The organism is Chromobacterium sp. FG89 (assembly GCF_057808735.1).
Map to the genome: position 1 here is coordinate 208,806 of NZ_JBMDIQ010000005.1, position 16,288 is coordinate 225,093.

The window sequence follows — 16,288 nt, forward strand, 5'->3', positions numbered from 1 at the left end:
AAGCGGCAAGACGCTAATGTTTGCGGCCGATAGCGCGCGCGCCGATGTCGCGGCGCATCTGCTTGCCGGCGAACTGAATCTGGTCGGCCAGCACGTAAGCCTTACCCTGCGCCATCTTGACGCTGTCGCCCAGGCCCACCGCGCACAGCACGCGGCCGCCGTTGCTGCGCAGCTGCTTGTCCGCGTCCAGGCTGACGCCGGCGTGGAACACCATACCGTCCTCGCTCTCCGGCGGCAGGCCGCTGATCAGATCGCCCTTGCGCGGCGCTTCCGGATAGCCTTCGGCCGCCAGCACCACGCCCAAGGCCACGCGCCGGTCCCATTCCGCCTCCACCTGGTTCAGGCGGCCGTTGACGCCGGCTTCCAGCAACACGGTGAAGTCCGACTTCAGACGCGCCATGATGGGCTGGGTTTCCGGATCGCCGAAGCGGCAGTTGAACTCGATGGTGTAAGGATTGCCCTGCGCGTCTATCATCAGCCCGGCGTAGAGGAAGCCGGTATAGCTGTGGCCGTCCTTCTTCATGCCCAGCACCGTGGGCAGGATGATTTCGCGCATCACCCGGTTGTGCACCGCCGGCGTCACTACCGGCGCCGGGCTGTAGGCGCCCATGCCGCCGGTGTTCGGGCCCTGATCCTGATCCAGCAAGCGCTTGTGGTCCTGGCTGGTGGCCATCGGCAACACGTGGTCGCCGTCCACCATCACGATGAAGCTGGCCTCCTCGCCCTGCAGGAAGTCCTCGATCACCACGCGCGCGCCGGCGCTGCCCATCTTGTTGCCCACCAGCATATCGTCGATGGCGGCGTGCGCCTCGTCCAGCGTCAGCGCCACCACCACGCCCTTGCCGGCGGCCAGGCCGTCGGCCTTGATCACGATGGGCGCGCCCTTGGCGTCGACATAGGCATGGGCGGCGGCGGCGTCGCTAAAGGTTTCGTACGCGGCGGTGGGAATGCCGTGGCGCTTCATGAAGGCCTTGGCGAAATCCTTGGAGCTTTCCAGCTGCGCGCAATACTGGGTGGGGCCGAAGATTCGCAGCCCTTCGGCGCGGAAGGCGTCGACCACGCCGGCCGCCAGCGGCGCTTCCGGGCCCACCACCGTCAGTTCGATCTTCTCCTGCTTGGCGAAAGCCACCCACTCCGCCACGCTGCCGAGCTCGACGTTGGTCAGATTGGGGTCCAGCGCGGTGCCGGCGTTGCCGGGCGCGACGAAGACCTTGGATACCCGGCGCGACTTGGCGATGCGCCAGGCCAGCGCGTGCTCGCGTCCGCCGGAGCCGATAACCAGTACTTTCATGTTCGATGCTCCACTCGTTTTTACGGCGCGTCGCAACGCGCCGGATTCTTCACTCAGCCCAACTGCCAACGCAGCCAGGCGAACAAGACATTGCCGTTGTTGTGCCCGCCCGGGATATAAGTGGCCTGCAAGGCCAGGCGGCGGTATTCCACCGACACCAGCGGCAGCACCGCCGGCAAGGGCGCGTAGCTGTAGTCCGAGCGCGCAGTGACGCCGGCGGTAAAGCCCGCGCCCAAGCGCCAGCCGTCCAATGGGCGCCATATTTTCTGGAAGGCGTAGCCGACGAAGGGCTCGACATCCTTGTGCGAATCCAGGAAGGCCATCGCGTACACCGCGTGCCAGTCGCCGTCGGCGTCGTAGCGATAACGTCCCGCGCCCAAGCCCCACGGCCGTTCGTTGAATTGCCGGATCTTCTCTCTATCGTAGAAGGCGCGGTTGTGCCACGTCACCGCCGGCACGTACAACTCGTACTGGTCGGAACGCCAGGTCGCCTCGATGTTGGCGCGGCCGCGTTGCCAGAAACCTTGCGGCTCGGCGGCCGTCTCTTCGGCCTGCGCCGCCAGGCTGGCGGACGCCAACAAGCCGGCGCCCAGCCAACAAACAATTGCTCTCATCGGAAAAACAACAAATCCATGTAAAGAAGCCGGCATGCCGGCCTCCTCCGGTTAATCGGAACCGCTCAGTGGCGGAAGTGACGCACCCCGGTCAGCACCATCGCGATGCCGTGCTCGTCGGCGGCGGCGAAGACTTCTTCGTCGCGCATCGAACCGCCCGGCTGAATGATGGCCTTGATCCCCTGCTCGGCGATCACGTCGATGCCGTCGCGGAAGGGGAAGAAGGCGTCGGACGACGCCACCGCGCCCTGCAGGCTCAAGCCGGCGTCGGCCGCCTTGCGCGCGGCGATGCGGGTGGAATCGACGCGGCTCATCTGGCCTGCGCCGATACCGGCAGTCTGACCATTTTTACAGAAAACAATTGCATTCGACTTCACATATTTGGCCACGCGCCAGGCGAACAGCAGATCGGACAGCTCCTGCGGCGTCGGTTGACGCTGGGTCACCACGCGTAATTCGTCCAGGCCCACATTGCGGATGTCCGGCGTCTGCACCAGCACGCCGCCGCCGACGCGCTTCAGTTCGAAGCGGTTGGCGCCGATCTCCAGCGGGATTTCCAGCACGCGCACATTCTTCTTGGCGGCGATCACGGCCTTGGCTTCCTCGGTGAAAGCCGGCGCGATCAACACTTCCAGGAACTGGCCGGTCACCGCTTCCACCGTGGCGGCGTCCACCGGGCGGTTGAAGGCGATGATGCCGCCGAAGGCGCTGGTGGTGTCGGTGGCGAAAGCCAGCCGGTAGGCGCTCAAGGTGTCGCCCGCCACCGCCACGCCGCAGGGGTTGGCGTGCTTGACGATGACGCAGGCGATGTCGTCGAAGGTCTTCACCGCTTCCCAGGCGGCGTCGGCGTCGGCGATGTTGTTATAGGACAGTTCCTTGCCCTGCAGCTGACGGTAATTGGCGATGGAGCCGGCGGCCGGGTCCAGATCGCGATAGAAGGCGGCCGCCTGGTGCGGGTTCTCGCCGTAGCGCATGTCCTGCACTTTGACGAACTGGGCGTTGAGGCGCTTGGGGAAGGCCACGCGTTCCGGCTTGCCCGCCAGCGCGCCGTCGGCCAGGCTGGTCAGGTAGTTGGAAATCGCGCCGTCGTAAGCCGCGGTGTGAGTGAAGGCCTTCTTGGCCAATTCGAAGCGGGTGGCCTTGGACAACGCGCCGCCGTTGGCGCGCATCTCCTCCGCCAGCGCCGCGTAATCGGCGGCGTCGGTGACGATGGCCACGTGCGCCCAGTTCTTGGCGGCGGAACGCACCATGGTCGGGCCGCCGATGTCGATGTTCTCGATCGCGTCTTCCAGTTCGCAGTCCGGATTGGCGATGGTGGCTTCGAACGGGTAGAGGTTGACGCAAACCAGATCGATGTTGCCGATCTCATGCTCGGCCATCTTGGCCACATGCTCCGGCAGATCGCGACGGCCCAGGATGCCGCCGTGCACTTTCGGATGCAGGGTCTTGACCCGGCCGTCCAGCATTTCCGGGAAGCCGGTGTAGTCGGACACCTCGGTCACCGGCACGCCGGCGTCGGCCAGCAGTTTGGCGGTGCCGCCTGTGGACAGGATGTGCACCCCTTGGGAAGCCAGGGCCTGGGCGAATTCCAGAATGCCGCTCTTGTCGGAGACGCTGATCAGCGCGCGTTCGATTTTGCTCATGGTTCTCTACCGCGTTAACTAAAAAGGAACACAAAAAAAACCGGCCACCCTATTCGGTATGGCCGGTTTGTCTTCATATCAAATCATAAGACTTCATCTTTTTACGCAGGGTGTTGCGGTTCAATCCCAGCAACTCCGCCGCCCGGGTCTGATTGCCCTGGGTGTGTATCAGCACCACCTCGAGCAATGGCTTTTCCACGCAAGCCAACACCATGTCGTAGATGGCGGAGGGGTTCTCGCCATCCAGGTCCCTGAAATACTGTTCCATCGCCAGCCGCACCGACTGCGAGATATGGTCATTGTTCTGCATGGTTATTATTCTGTCCAAGTCTGATTGGAATTAGCCATCCACCACCGTCTCCGAGTCGTGGTCCAACGCTTCCCCAGCGCCATCCAAATACACCAGCCGTTCAGAGTCCCCGGCCAAACGGTCGAAATAGGCCGCCACGGCCAAGCGCTGCTCCGCCGTGGACTCGAGTTGGTACATCTGCTGGCGGAACGCGTTGCCGCCCTGCAGTCCCTTGGTGTACCAGGCGATGTGCTTGCGGGCGATGCGGCAGCCCGAATATTCGCCGTAAAACTGGTATAGCTCATCCAGATGCCCCAGCAAGAGCTGGCGGATCTCGCTCACTTCCGGCGGCGGCAGGCATTCGCCGCTCTCCAGAAAATGCTGGATTTCGCGGAAAATCCACGGCCTGCCCTGGGCCGCCCGTCCTATCATGATGGCATCGGCGCCGGTATGTTCCAGCACCCACTGTGCTTTCTGCGGGGTATCGATGTCGCCGTTGGCGATCAGCGGAATCCGGATCTGCCTCTTCACCTCGCGTATCGTGTCGTACTCGGCCGCGCCGCGATACATGTCCTCGCGGGTGCGGCCGTGCAAGGCCAGCGCGGCGATGCCGCAATCCTCGGCCAGCTTGGCCACCCGCAGCGCGTTGCGGTGTTCCGGGCTCCAGCCGGTGCGCGTCTTCAGCGTCACCGGCACGTCCACCGCCTTGACCACCGCCTCCAGGATGCGTCCCACCAGCGCCTCGTCGCGCAGCAAGGCCGAACCGGCGGCCACATTGCACACCTTCTTGGCCGGACAGCCCATATTGATGTCGATGATCTGCGCGCCGCGCTCCACGTTGAGCCGCGCCGCCTCGGCCATCTGAGCCGGATCGGAGCCGGCGATCTGCACCGAGATCGGCTCCACCTCGCCGGCGTGGTCGGCGCGGCGCAAGGTCTTGGCCGTGGTCCACAGCGCCTTGTTGGAGGTGATCATTTCCGATACCGCCATGCCGGCGCCCAATTGCTTGCACAGCATGCGGAACGGTCTATCCGTCACCCCGGCCATGGGCGCCACGATCAGCCGGTTTTTCAATGTGTACGAACCAATGCGCATGCTTGCGAAACTCTGGGATAGCTGACTGAAGGGCCGGTATTGTAAAGCTTTTTCCCAGGAACGTGGATTTTTTTTGCTTATTTTTTGAGCAAACCCCATAGCGTCAAGCCATGGGGTCGCGGGGATGAGGTGGAAGTTGGCCGATAAGCCGGGTCTTGTCGTTGGACAGTCATTCCTCTAGGCCTGCCGTTACCGACAGGCTCAAGCGACCTACCCGGGGATATACGCGAGCAACGTCAATTCCCCCTATTTGGTCTTGCTCCGGATGGGGTTTTGCCTGCCGTCCGTGTTACCACGTCCGCGGTGCGCTCTTACCGCAGAATAGGGCACCACACCCTATCTGTCCGACCGGACTCTCGCCCGGCCAGTACACCTTTTCACCCTTGCCTGATCCGTCTCGCCGCTTGCGCGGCGAAATCAAGAGTCCACGTCCTTGCGGACGCTTCCTCCGGCCATCGGCGGTTCAGCTCTCTGCGCCACTTTCCATCGCCTCACGACGTCCGGCCATTAACCGGCATCCTGCTCTGCGGAGCCCGGACTTTCCTCCCCGTCCGTTCTTGCGAACGAACGCAGCGACTGCCTGGCCAACTTCCGGCCGCCATTCTACCCGATTCCGCCCCGGCCGGCCCGACATTTTGCCATGACAAACGCGATAATCCCTTATACTGGCGGGTCCATCGAGCGATAACGACAAAAACATGGAGTTGAATCAGGCCAAGCTGTCCCGTCTGCAATTGTTTGGCACGCTCGCCATTGTGTTCATGCTGGCGCTGACCTTGTCCAGCTACTTCCTGCTGAGCAGCTGGAACGATTTCCAGGCCCGCCAGCACACCATACGCCAGGACGCTTACGCGCGCGCGCGCGACTACCTGCGCTCCTACGCCGACCACGCCGCGCAAACCCTGTCCGCGCTGCGCGAACGCACCAACGACACCCTGAAGCAAAGGCTGCGCGAACAGGTGGACCAGGCCTGGAACCTGGCCGACGCCATCTGGCGCCAGGAACGCCTGCGCCGCCCGCCGCATCAGGTGCAGCGGCTGATCGCGGAGGCGCTGCGGCCGCTGCGCTACTTCGACGGCCGCGGCTATTTCTTCATCGACGGCCTGGACGGACGCTGCGTGCTGCTGCCCACCGCGCCGCAGCTGGAGGGCGGCTCGCTGCTGGCCAACCGCGACGATCAGGGCCGCTACATCATGCGCGCGCTGATCGAGTCGGTGGACAACCCGCAACAGCGCGGCTTCAGCTCCTACCGCTGGTACCAGCCGGGCCGCGGCGAGATGAGCGAGAAAGTCGCCTACGCCCGCCGCTTCGGCCCCTACAACTGGCTGATAGGCAGCGGCGAATACCTGAACAACGTCGAAACCGACATGCAGAAGCAAGGCCTGGAGATGCTGGCGCGCATGCGCTTCGGCCACGACAGCGGCGACTTCATGATCATAGACCGCCACGGCGTAATCCTGCTGGACCCGTCCAATCCGGCGATGAACGGCAAGCACTACTCCGCCCTGCCCGGCGCCGACCGCGGCCGCATCGCCGAACTGATCCGCCGCGGCAAGCAAGGCGGCTTCATGGAATACCTGATCAGCAGCCTGGACGCGCCGCAAGGCGAACGCTATCTGTCCTACGCGCGCCAGCTGCCCGGCTGGGACTGGACCCTGGTCACCAGCCTGCGCGTGCAGTCCATAGAGGACAGCAGCCAGCGCGCGCGCCAGGAACTGGAGCGCAGTCTGCGTGAACGCATCGTCGCCACCCTGCTGCTGACCCTGGCCGCCCTCTTGGTCGCCGCCGCCTTCTGCTGGTTCTTCCTGCGCTGGCTCAACGCGCTGGTGCAGCGCTACCGCCAGGACTTGCAGCAAAGCCACCTCTCGCTGGAACAGCGCTCGCGCGATCTGCGCCTCAGCCATTTCATGGTGGACAACGCCACCGATCTGATCGCACTGCGCAACGCCGCCGGCGACATCGTCTACTGCAACCAAGCGGCGCGCCAACGGCTGGATTGCGGTTGCGACGCCGCGACGCTGACCCGCGCGCTGTTCCGCCCGGCCGCGGACGCCCTGCCCCATACCTTCGACGCCCGGCTGCAGTGCTGCGGCGAGGAGCAATGGCTGGAAGTCACCGTCAGTCCGCTCAACTACCAGGGCGAAGACTATCTGTGCGCCACCGGCCGGGACATCACCGCGCGCCGCCAAACCGACCGCCAGCTGCGCCTGGCCGCCAAGGTGTTCGAATCCAGCAACGAGGCCATCCTGGTCACCGACCCGGACAACCGCATCCTGGCAGTCAACCGCGCCTTCTGCGCGATCACCGGCTACGAGGAGGCCGAGGCGCTGGGCCAGACTCCCGCCCTGCTCGCCTCCGGCCGCCACGAACCGGCCTTCTTCGAAAACATGTGGCAGCAGCTGACCCAGCGCGGCCAGTGGTCCGGCGAGATCTGGAACCGGCGCAAGAACGGCGACATCTTCCCGGAATGGCTGAACATCAGCGTGCTGCAGAACGAACAGGGCGAGATCAGCCACTATGTGGCGCTGTTCACCGACATCTCCGAACGCAAGGAGCAGGAAGCGCGGGTGCAGCACCTGGCCGAGTACGACGCGCTGACCGATCTGCCCAACCGCGTGCTGATCAACGACCGGCTGCAGCAGGCCATCCGTCAGGCCGAGTTGCGCCAGGGCCAGCTGGCGGTGCTCTTCGTCGATCTGGACCACTTCAAAAACATCAACGACACCCTGGGCCACGGCCTGGGCGACGAATTGCTGAAACAGGCGGCCAGCCGCCTAAGCGCCGCCGTGGGCGCGCTGGACACCGTCGGCCGCACCGGCGGCGACGAGTTCGTACTGATCCTGCCGTCCATCGACCAGCCCGGCGAGGCCGCGCAAGTGGCCGAGCGCGTGCTGGCCGCGATGCAACGGCCCTTCGACATCGGCGCCCATCAGCTCAACGTCAGCTGCAGCATCGGCATCAGCCTGATGCCGGACGACGGCCGCGATCTGCAGAACCTGCTGATGAACGCCGATCTCGCCATGTACCACGCCAAGGCGCACGGCCGCAGCACTTTCCGCTTCTACACCCGGGAAATGAACGTGGAAGTGGCCGAACGGCTACATCTGGAAACCCGGCTGCGCCGCGCCATCGAACACGGCGAGCTCTACCTGGTTTATCAGCCGCAATTCAATATGAGCGGCGAACGCCTGCTGGGCTGCGAGGCGCTGGTGCGCTGGCGCGATCCGGAACACGGCCTGATCATGCCTTCGCGCTTCATCCCCATCGCCGAGGACACCGGCCTGGTGGTGCCGCTGGGGCGCTGGGTGCTGGGCGAAGCCTGCCGCCAGGCGGCGCAATGGTACGACAGCGGCCTGCGCCCGGTGCGCATGGCGGTCAATGTCTCGGCGCGGCAGCTGACGCGGCCGGACTTCGTCGACGATGTGCGCGACGCGCTGCAAAGCAGCGGCCTGCCAGGCTACTGCCTGGAGATCGAAGTCACCGAAAGCACGCTGATGGAGGACGCGGACTTCGCCGCTCGCCAGTTGGCGGTGATCAAGGCGATGGGGGTGCGCTTGTCGATAGACGATTTCGGCACCGGTTATTCCAGCCTGGCCTATCTGAAGCGCTTCGCGCCGGACACCATCAAGATAGACCGCTCCTTCATCATCGACCTGCCGCAGGACGAGGAAAACGCCGCCATCGTCTCCGCCATCGTCCACCTGGCCAACGCGCTGGGCATGGACACTCTGGCCGAGGGCGTCGAGCATCCGCAGCAGCAGGACTATCTGGGCAAGCTCGGCTGCTCGGCGATGCAGGGTTATCTGCTGGGCGCGCCGCTGTCCGCGGAGGCGATGGAACAAAGAATGGACGCGCTGCGGCAACGGCTGTCCGTCTGAATCCGGCCCGGCGATGCCGGGCCGGCAAGCTCAGTCCAGCGGCCGGTTCGCCGTCTCAGGCACCATCGCCAGCCCTATCATCGACACCAGGATGCACAACACCGCATACAGCGCCGGCGCGTTGGGATCGCCGGTCAGCCGGATCAGGCCGGCGGCGAAGAACTGGGCGAAGCCGCCGAAAATCATCACGCCCACGCAGTAGACGATGGACATGCCGCTGGCGCGGATGCGGCGCGGAAACAACTCCGGCAGCACCGCGATGCTGGGCACCGCGGTCAACACCAGCGGCACCGTCAGCAGCACCACGACCAAGAGCAGCGTCGGCAGGCCGGGCGCGGCGTTCAACAGCATGAAGCCCGGATACAGCAAGAGCAGCAAGACCAAGCGCGGCCACAGAATGGAACGGCGACGGCCGACACGGTCGCTCCAGCGTCCGGCCGCCACCGACAGCAGCACTTGCAACAGAGCCGCGGTCGACGCCGCCCAGATCGCCACCGCCAGCGGCATGCCCAGCACCGTCACCGCGTGATTGGCCAGATAGTGGGCGATGATGAAGTTGGGCCCGGTGCCGCCTATGGTCAGCAATACCCCGGCCAATATCTGCCGCCCGTGCCGGCGCAGCAAGGGCCCGGCCGGTTCCGTCGTCGCCTGCGGCGCCACCGCCGAGGCCGCGGTCTCGTCCAGCTGGCTGCGGATATACTCGCCCACCGGAATCGCCAGCACCCCGATGGCGAACACCAGCCGCCAGCCCCAGGCCTCCATCGCCGCCGCCGGCAACAGCGCGCTCAGCAAACTCACCGTCAGCGTGCCGGCCAACACCCCCAGGCCCTGGCTGAACAGCTGCCAGCTGCAGTAGTAGCCGCGCGACTTGTCGTCGGCGTACTCCATCAACATCGAGGTGGCCGCCCCCACCTGGCCGCCGACGGCGAAGCCCTGCACCAGCCGTCCCAGCACCACCAGCGCCGGACCGAGCAGGCCGGCCTGGGCGTAGGTGGGCGCCACCACGAACAGCATGGAGCCTATCGCCATCAGCCACAGGCTCAGCCGCAGCGCCGGCTTGCGTCCCTTGCGGTCCGCGTACAGGCCGATGACGATGCCGCCTATCGGCCGGCTGATGAAACCGGTGCCGAACACCGCGAAGGACAGCATCAGCTGCAGCAGCGGCTCGTCGCTGAACGGAAAGAACAAGCGCCCCATCAAGGTGGCCAGCGCGCTGTAGACGATGAAGTCGTAGAACTCCAGCGCATTGCCCACGGTGATGGCTGTGATCGCGCGCCGGCTGGGCGCGGCCGGCCGCGCCGCCGACAACTGGGCGGCCGTCATTGCCCGCCTCCGGCCGCGCCGCCCAGATAGCGCTCCACCAGCTTGATCCAGTAGCTGGCGCCCACCGGCAAGGCCTGGTCGTTGAAGTCGTAGCCGGGGTTGTGCACCATGCAGCCGCCCTCGCCGTCGCCATTGCCTATGATCAGATAACAGCCCGGCACCCGCTCCAGCCAGAAGGCGAAATCCTCGCTGCCGGTCAGCGGCGGCATCTCCGCCACCACCCCGCCCTCGCCCAGCCAGTCCACGGCCACCTGCCTCGCCAGCGCGGTGGCCGCCGCGTCGTTGACCAGCACCGGATAACCGTCCTGGTAATCCACCTCGGCGCGCGCGCCGAAGCCGGCGGCCTGGGCCGCGGCCAGCGTCTCGATGCGTTGGCGCAGCAAGGCGCGCACCTGCGGCCGCAAGGCGCGTATGCTCAGCCGCATTTCCGCGCTCTCCGGAATCACATTGGGGGCCTCCCCGGCCAGGATGGCCCCCACCGTCACCACCGCCATGTCCAGCGGCGACACATTGCGCGCCACCACGCTTTGCAGCGCCATCACCAGGGACGCGGCCACCACCACCGGGTCCACCGCCTTGTCCGGCACCGCGCCGTGGCCGCCGGTGGCGCGGATGCGGATCACCGCGGTGTCGGCGGAAGCCATGAAGGGACCGGGCCGGAAGCCCAGCTGGCCCACCGGGAAACCCGGCATATTGTGCATGGCGAAGATGGCGTCGCAGGGAAAGAGCCGGAACAGGCCGTCGTCCAGCATGCGCTTGGCGCCGCCCTTGCCCTCTTCCGCCGGCTGGAAAATCAGATGCACGGTGCCGCTGAAGCTGTCGCGCCGCGCCAGCTCGCAAGCCGCCGCCAACAGCATCGCGGTATGGCCGTCGTGGCCGCAGGCGTGCATTTTTCCCTCCACGCGGCTGGCCCACGGCAGGCCGGTGGTTTCCTGGATGGGCAGCGCGTCCATATCGGCGCGCAGGCCTATGCTCGGCCCCGCGCCGCGGCGCAGGGTGCCGACCACGCCGGTCACGCCCAGTCCTTCGTGGATTTCGTAGCCCCAGTCGCGCAGGCAGCGGATCACATGGCGGCGGGTCTCCACCTCCTCGAAGCCCAGTTCGGGGTGGGCGTGGATATCGTGGCGCAGCGCGATCATCGCCGGGGCGATATCGCGGATGCCGGGCAGAATGGGGGCGTTCATGGCGTCGTCTCCTTGGTGTCTATCACGCTCTTGTCGCACACTGTCGTGGCGACGACGGACGCGGCGCCGCGACTGCGATCCCAGACTAGCGGCAATAGTTAATAGGTGAATAGCCGCAGAACGGTGATCGAGAACACTTCTGGTTGTCGGTTTGGAGACGAGATGAAACTGCAGCAACTGCAAGCGCTGATCGCGCTGGCCGACGGCGGCGGCATTCGCGCCGCCGCCCGCATGTTGGATCTGTCGCAGGCGGCGGTCAGCAAAACGCTGCGCGAACTGGAGGAAGAACAGCGGCTGCCCCTGTTGCAACGGCACGCCAGCGGCGCGCGGCTGACCGAGGCGGGCCGGGCCTTGCTGATCCACGCGCGCCAGGTGGCGATGCAGCTGGAGCGCGCTCATGACGAATTAGAGGCGCTGCGCGGCCAGCGCGACGCCAGGCTGTGCATAGGCGTCACGCCCTGGCTGGTGCCCACGCTATTGCCTGAGGTGGTGTTGCGCTTTCGCCAACGGCTGCCGGCGATCCGGCTGGAATTGTTCGAAGGCCTGCTGGCGGTGGCGCTGCCGCGGCTACGCGACGGCCAGATGGATTTCGCCATCAGCCCGCTGTTCGACCCGCTGGCTCAGGAATTCCATTGCCAGCCGCTGTTCAGCCACGGCGGCCGGGTGTTCGCCCGCAACGGCCATCCAGCGCTGCGCGCGCAGTCCTTGTCCGAGCTGCTGGAACAGGATTGGGTGGTCAATTACAGCCCCTCCAGCTATCGCCACGTGCTGGACCGGCTGTTCACCCGCCACGGCCTGCTTATCGCGCCGGAACGGCTGATCTGCGCGCAGTCGATGGCGCTGCTGGCCGGCCTGGTCCAGGCCGGCATGCTCAGCTACGGGCCGGAGCCCTTGCTGCTGTGCCCGGAATTCGCCGGCAAGGCCCAGGCCTTGTCGCTGCGGGAAGACATGGAGGATATCGTCATCGGCGTGATCAGCCTGCAGGGGCAGGCCCACGGCTACGCCGCCCGCTGCTTCATCGACTGCCTGCGGCAGACGCTGCGCCAGCGTATGCGCTCGGCCCGGCCGGAGGACCGGGCCTTGGCGCGGATGCTGACGCTGCGGTTTTAGAGGCCGTTCAAAGCCTGCGCGCTTCGGCGACGCCGCATCGCGCTCAATCGAAGCGCAAGGTGTAGCGCGACTCCACCGAGGCGTCGGTACCGGCCCGCAACACCACCGACCAGCCCCTGCTCAGCTGATACGCCAGCTTCACCGCCTGGTTCGCGCTGGTCACGCCGTACTCGTAGCCCAGATACAGTTCGCGGGTCAGCTGGCGGCCCACCGTCACCACCTGCTCCGCCGGGCTCACCGTGCCGTTGGCCAAGGTCTTTTCCTTGCGGCTGGACACGCCCAGATCGTCGAACAGGCCGATCTGATCGTTGAGCGAGCCGGCCAGCATCATGCCGGCGGAGGCCGCCAGATCGTTGTCGTCGCGCTCGCCGCTGGCCGCCCGGCCCAAGACCAGCCAGGCCAGCTTGTCCTTTTCCGACATCGGCTCGTCGGCGATCAACCGCACCTTGGGCACCGACACCGAACCGCTGACTTCCACCCCGGCGCCCACCGGCGACAGCCGGCGCTTGGCGCGCACATTGAGCAGGGGGTTGTCCAAGGGACCGTTGAAGGTGATGGCGCCGTACTCGATGTCCAGATCCTGGCCATAGGCCTTGTAACGCCCCTTGACCACCCGCACCTGGCCCTTGGCGCCCGGCGCTTCGCCCGGATTGGCGCTGACGCGCACCGAGCCGGTCAGATCCACGTTCAGGCCCTGGCCGGAGAAGCGGAAGTGCTCGCCCAGGTCCAGATCCAGCGCCACCGTCAGCGGCATGCTGGCGAAGGCCGACGGCTCCGGCCCCGGCCGGCCCTTGACCATCACATCGTCGCCCAGGCTGGGCGCGCCGAACTTGGGCAGGCCAATGCGGCCCTGGTCGGCGCGGATATGGCCGGTCAGCGACAGTTTGCCGGCCACCATCGCCAGTTCCGTGCGGCCGGACACCACCAGGCGGCGGTTGGGCCGGTCGAACACGCCGAACTTGCGCAATTCCACCGCCACCCGCGCGTCCGGGGTGTCGCCGCTGAGATCCAGCGCGCCGCTGGCCGCCACCTCGCCTTCGCCGCCGGCGAAGCGCAAACGGTCCAGCACCAGCTTGCGGCCGTCCAGCCGCGCCAGCAGGCTGCCGTCGCCCAGGCGGATGCCGGTGCGGCGGTCGGCCAGCAATAATTTGTCGCCGCGTATCGTCCCTTGGGCCATAGGCTGGCTCAAGGCGCCGGTCAAAGCCAGATTGGCGCTGATCAGGCCGCCCAGCTCCAGCGAAGGACCGGCGAAGCTGGCCAGCGTCGCCAGCGAAGGCACGCTGGCGCTGACCGTGGCGTTGAGCGGGGTCTTGGCGTCGATGGCGCCGCCGTTCCACGGCACCGAACCCTTGCCTTGCGCTTGGGCGTAGCGGCTGTCCAGATTCAGGTCGAACAGCGCGCGCCCGCCGTCCAGCGTCAGGGTGACGGCGGCGGTCTTCAGACCCAGCGCCACGTCCTTGCCCTTGTCGCCCGGCAGCTGCACGTCGCCGCCGGCGCGGCGCAGCGTGAACTGGCCCTTGGCGTTGGCCGCCAGATTCAGGTTCCAGTCGGAATCGAAGCTCAGATCCTGCTTCACCGGCAGGCTGAGCAAGGGCCCCAGCTCCGCCAGCCGCAGGCCGCGCGCGGAGCCGCGGGTGCTGAGCGCGCCGTTGGCGCCGCGGTTGAGTTCGGCCAGGGTGATGCTGCCGCCCAAGGCCGACAGCCGGGCGTTGCCCACCTTGATCTGCTCGCCCAGTTCCAGCGCCACCGGCGCCAGCAGGCTAAGGCCGGGACGGCCGCTCAACTCCAGTTTGCTCAGGGTGCCGGCCCAGGGCCCGGCCTCGCCGCGCAGGCCGCCGCTGGCCGCCAATTGCAGCGCGTAAGGGTGGTCGGCCAGGCGGAAACGGCCGTCCAGTTGCAGACCATGGCGCGCGCGCGTGCCGTTGGCGCTGGCGCGCAGCTGCTCGGCGCGGAAACCGCCGGCTTGCAGCGCGGCCACGTCCAGCTTGAGTTGGAACGGGCTGTTCTGGTCGGCCTTGACGTTGCCGCTGAATTGCATGCTCTGCACGGCGATATTGCCCGGCAGCTTCAGTCGGTCGGCTTGCAGATTGGCGCTGATCAACGGCGCCTTGGGTGTGCCCGCCAACTCGCCCTGGCCCTTGACCACGCCGGAGAAACCGGGGCCGATCAGGCCGAGATTGGGCGCGTCGATCAAGAGTTTGAGCTTGTCGCCGGCGGCGCCGTAAGCACCGTTGGCCTGCAGCCGGTTCTGCGCCAGCTTCAGATCGGCGCTGAGCGACTTCAAGCGTTCGCCCTGCAGCTGTAGATCGGCCCCGCCGCTGAGCGGCGCGCCGGACAGCTTGCTGGGCGCGAATTGCAGCTTGGCCGCCACGCTCAGCGGGCTGGCCAGCTGACCCTTGGCCTGCAAGCTGGCGTTGAGGTCGCCGCTGGGCAGGCCGGGCTTGAGTTTGGACGGGTCGGCGCGATTGAGCTTGCCGTTGAAATCGAACAGCTGCTTGCCGTCCAGGCCCAGTTGACCGGCCAGCGCCAGGGTGCCGACGCCGGCGGTCAACTCCGCCTGCCGGATCAGCAGCGCCGGATGCGGCGCCGGCGCGAAACCGACATCGGCCTTGGCTTGCAGGGTTTTGCCCTTGAGTTGGGCGAGGATGTTCGGCCCGCTCAAGGGGCCGTCCAGCGTCACCCGGCCGTCCAGGCTGTCGTCCGGCGCGTCCGCGTGCAATTGCCTCAGGCCCAGCTTGGAGACATCCAGCGCCAGCTTGAGCCTATCCGGCCGCAGCTGGCCGGCCAGGCCGATTTCGCCGCCGGCGATCCGGGCGTGGGTATTGAACAGCTCCAGCGCCTTGTCGTCGGCGCGGAACTCGCCGGCCAGCAAGGACAGCGGCAGCCGCTGCTCGGACAAGGGGCCGGCCAGCTCATTCAGCAGGGTCAGGCCGCCCTTGACGCGCTGGCCGGCGTCCGGCTCGGCGAACACCGCCAGGCTGAGCTTGGCGCGCGGCCATTCCGGCAGGATGGCCTGCGGATTGATGCCGGCCATGCGCGCGTCCAGCCGGGTGAAACTGTTGAAGGGATTGCTGGCGAAGGGCAGCAGGCCGCCCTTGACGTCGGCCACCAGGTCTTTGCCGGACAACTCGCCGTCAAAGCTCAGGTGCAGCAGATCGCCGCCCAGCGCCAGCCGCGCCTGATAGGGAATCTTGTCCAGCTCGCCGTCGGCGCTGAGCTTGCCCTGCAGCGCGAAGGGCTTGGCGTCGGCCAATTGCAGCGCCGCCGCGGCCTCGCCCCAGGGCGAGCCCAGGCGCTTGAGCTTGAGATCGTGGCGCCGGCCGTCGTAGACGTAGCCGGCTTCCAGGCCGTAGAGCCGCAGCTTGGCCGGCTCCAGCGTCACGCTGGCCACGCTCAACCGGTCCAGGCGGACGCCCAGGGGCAAGGCCAGCGATTCCGGCGCGCCGCTGGACGGGGCGGCCGGCGTCGGCTTGACCGCCACCTTGACGTGGCCCACCGCCAATTGCCTCACCCACAATTGGCGCTGCCACAAGGCGCTCGGCCGCCAGTCCAGCTGCACGGACTCGATGTCCACGTCGCTGCCGGCGCTGCGCACGCGTACTTCGCTCAGTTTGAAGCCGTCCCACAGCGTGCCTTCGGCTTGCTTGACGCTGACGGCGTTGCCGCTGAGGCCGCCCAGCGACTGCATCAGCCAGGCGAAGCCGGCGCGGCTGCCGGTCAGCCAGGCGCTGGCGACCAGCAAGAACGCGATCAGCAGCAAAGGCAGCCACAGCAGCCAGCGCCAGCGGCGGCGCTTGGGCTTGGCCGGCGGCGGCGGCGCGGTGTCGGGAGTTTGGGGAGTGTCGGTTTCGCTCATGAATG

At 66.8% G+C, this 16,288-nt stretch carries 10 protein-coding genes and 1 other RNA gene; 2 read left to right on the forward strand and 9 right to left on the reverse strand.

The genetic code is table 11. The features are described from left to right. Positions 1–13 precede the first annotated feature (13 nt). The 6 genes from purD to rnpB all read right to left on the reverse strand — a co-directional run bounded on the left by purD (position 14) and on the right by rnpB (position 5,524). Entirely contained in the window at positions 14–1,291 is a 1,278-nt protein-coding gene (purD, locus tag ACODRW_RS07240) for a phosphoribosylamine--glycine ligase (protein ID WP_107801027.1), read from the reverse strand. Between the two features lie 53 nt (positions 1,292–1,344). Then, a complete protein-coding gene (pagP, locus tag ACODRW_RS07245) occupies positions 1,345–1,905 on the reverse strand; it encodes a lipid IV(A) palmitoyltransferase PagP (protein ID WP_227105626.1) in 561 nt (186 codons plus the stop codon). Positions 1,906–1,970: 65 nt separating this feature from the next. Continuing rightward, positions 1,971–3,548 (reverse strand): bifunctional phosphoribosylaminoimidazolecarboxamide formyltransferase/IMP cyclohydrolase, encoded by a 1,578-nt coding sequence (gene purH, locus ACODRW_RS07250; RefSeq protein WP_488905434.1) that lies wholly within the window; start codon positions 3,546–3,548, stop codon positions 1,971–1,973. Positions 3,549–3,621: 73 nt separating this feature from the next. Further along, entirely contained in the window at positions 3,622–3,858 is a 237-nt protein-coding gene (fis, locus tag ACODRW_RS07255; RefSeq protein ID WP_019100932.1) for a DNA-binding transcriptional regulator Fis, read from the reverse strand. Between the two features lie 30 nt (positions 3,859–3,888). After that, positions 3,889–4,932 (reverse strand): tRNA dihydrouridine synthase DusB, encoded by a 1,044-nt coding sequence (gene dusB, locus ACODRW_RS07260; RefSeq protein WP_107801030.1) that lies wholly within the window; start codon positions 4,930–4,932, stop codon positions 3,889–3,891. A gap of 128 nt (positions 4,933–5,060) precedes the next feature. Then, positions 5,061–5,524: RNase P RNA component class A (gene rnpB, locus ACODRW_RS07265), an RNA gene on the reverse strand. A gap of 106 nt (positions 5,525–5,630) precedes the next feature. On the opposite strand from rnpB, the gene ACODRW_RS07270 reads away from it, so the two are divergent. Then, complete coding sequence (locus ACODRW_RS07270) at positions 5,631–8,810, forward strand: bifunctional diguanylate cyclase/phosphodiesterase (RefSeq protein WP_488905435.1); 3,180 nt, start codon at positions 5,631–5,633, stop codon at positions 8,808–8,810. Between the two features lie 30 nt (positions 8,811–8,840). Here ACODRW_RS07270 and ACODRW_RS07275 read toward each other — a convergent pair whose 3' ends face one another. Both ACODRW_RS07275 and ACODRW_RS07280 read right to left on the reverse strand, forming a co-directional pair. Next, on the reverse strand, positions 8,841–10,133 hold the full coding sequence (locus ACODRW_RS07275; protein ID WP_227105628.1) for an MFS transporter: 1,293 nt from the start codon (positions 10,131–10,133) through the stop codon (positions 8,841–8,843). Then, entirely contained in the window at positions 10,130–11,317 is a 1,188-nt protein-coding gene (locus ACODRW_RS07280; RefSeq protein WP_488905436.1) for a M20 aminoacylase family protein, read from the reverse strand. Before ACODRW_RS07280 ends, ACODRW_RS07275 begins: the two co-directional genes overlap by 4 nt. Before the next feature lie 162 nt (positions 11,318–11,479). Between ACODRW_RS07280 and ACODRW_RS07285 the strand changes: the two genes are divergently transcribed. Next, complete coding sequence (locus ACODRW_RS07285) at positions 11,480–12,427, forward strand: LysR substrate-binding domain-containing protein (RefSeq protein WP_488905437.1); 948 nt, start codon at positions 11,480–11,482, stop codon at positions 12,425–12,427. Between the two features lie 43 nt (positions 12,428–12,470). On the opposite strand, the gene ACODRW_RS07290 is transcribed toward ACODRW_RS07285, so the two are convergent. Then, on the reverse strand, positions 12,471–16,283 hold the full coding sequence (locus ACODRW_RS07290) for a translocation/assembly module TamB domain-containing protein (RefSeq protein ID WP_488905438.1): 3,813 nt from the start codon (positions 16,281–16,283) through the stop codon (positions 12,471–12,473). Positions 16,284–16,288 lie beyond the last annotated feature (5 nt).

Excerpts from the sequence above, each read along its gene's own strand:
- purD (WP_107801027.1), bottom strand. The coding sequence starts at position 1,291 with ATGAAAGTACTGGTTATCGGCTCCGGCGGACGCGAGCACGCGCTGGCC.
- fis (WP_019100932.1), bottom strand. The coding sequence starts at position 3,858 with ATGCAGAACAATGACCATATCTCGCAGTCGGTGCGGCTGGCGATGGAA.
- purH (WP_488905434.1), bottom strand. The coding sequence starts at position 3,548 with ATGAGCAAAATCGAACGCGCGCTGATCAGCGTCTCCGACAAGAGCGGC.
- pagP (WP_227105626.1), bottom strand. The coding sequence starts at position 1,905 with ATGAGAGCAATTGTTTGTTGGCTGGGCGCCGGCTTGTTGGCGTCCGCC.
- ACODRW_RS07290 (WP_488905438.1), bottom strand. The coding sequence starts at position 16,283 with ATGAGCGAAACCGACACTCCCCAAACTCCCGACACCGCGCCGCCGCCG.
- ACODRW_RS07270 (WP_488905435.1), top strand. The coding sequence starts at position 5,631 with ATGGAGTTGAATCAGGCCAAGCTGTCCCGTCTGCAATTGTTTGGCACG.
- ACODRW_RS07280 (WP_488905436.1), bottom strand. The coding sequence starts at position 11,317 with ATGAACGCCCCCATTCTGCCCGGCATCCGCGATATCGCCCCGGCGATG.
- ACODRW_RS07285 (WP_488905437.1), top strand. The coding sequence starts at position 11,480 with ATGAAACTGCAGCAACTGCAAGCGCTGATCGCGCTGGCCGACGGCGGC.
- dusB (WP_107801030.1), bottom strand. The coding sequence starts at position 4,932 with ATGCGCATTGGTTCGTACACATTGAAAAACCGGCTGATCGTGGCGCCC.
- ACODRW_RS07275 (WP_227105628.1), bottom strand. The coding sequence starts at position 10,133 with ATGACGGCCGCCCAGTTGTCGGCGGCGCGGCCGGCCGCGCCCAGCCGG.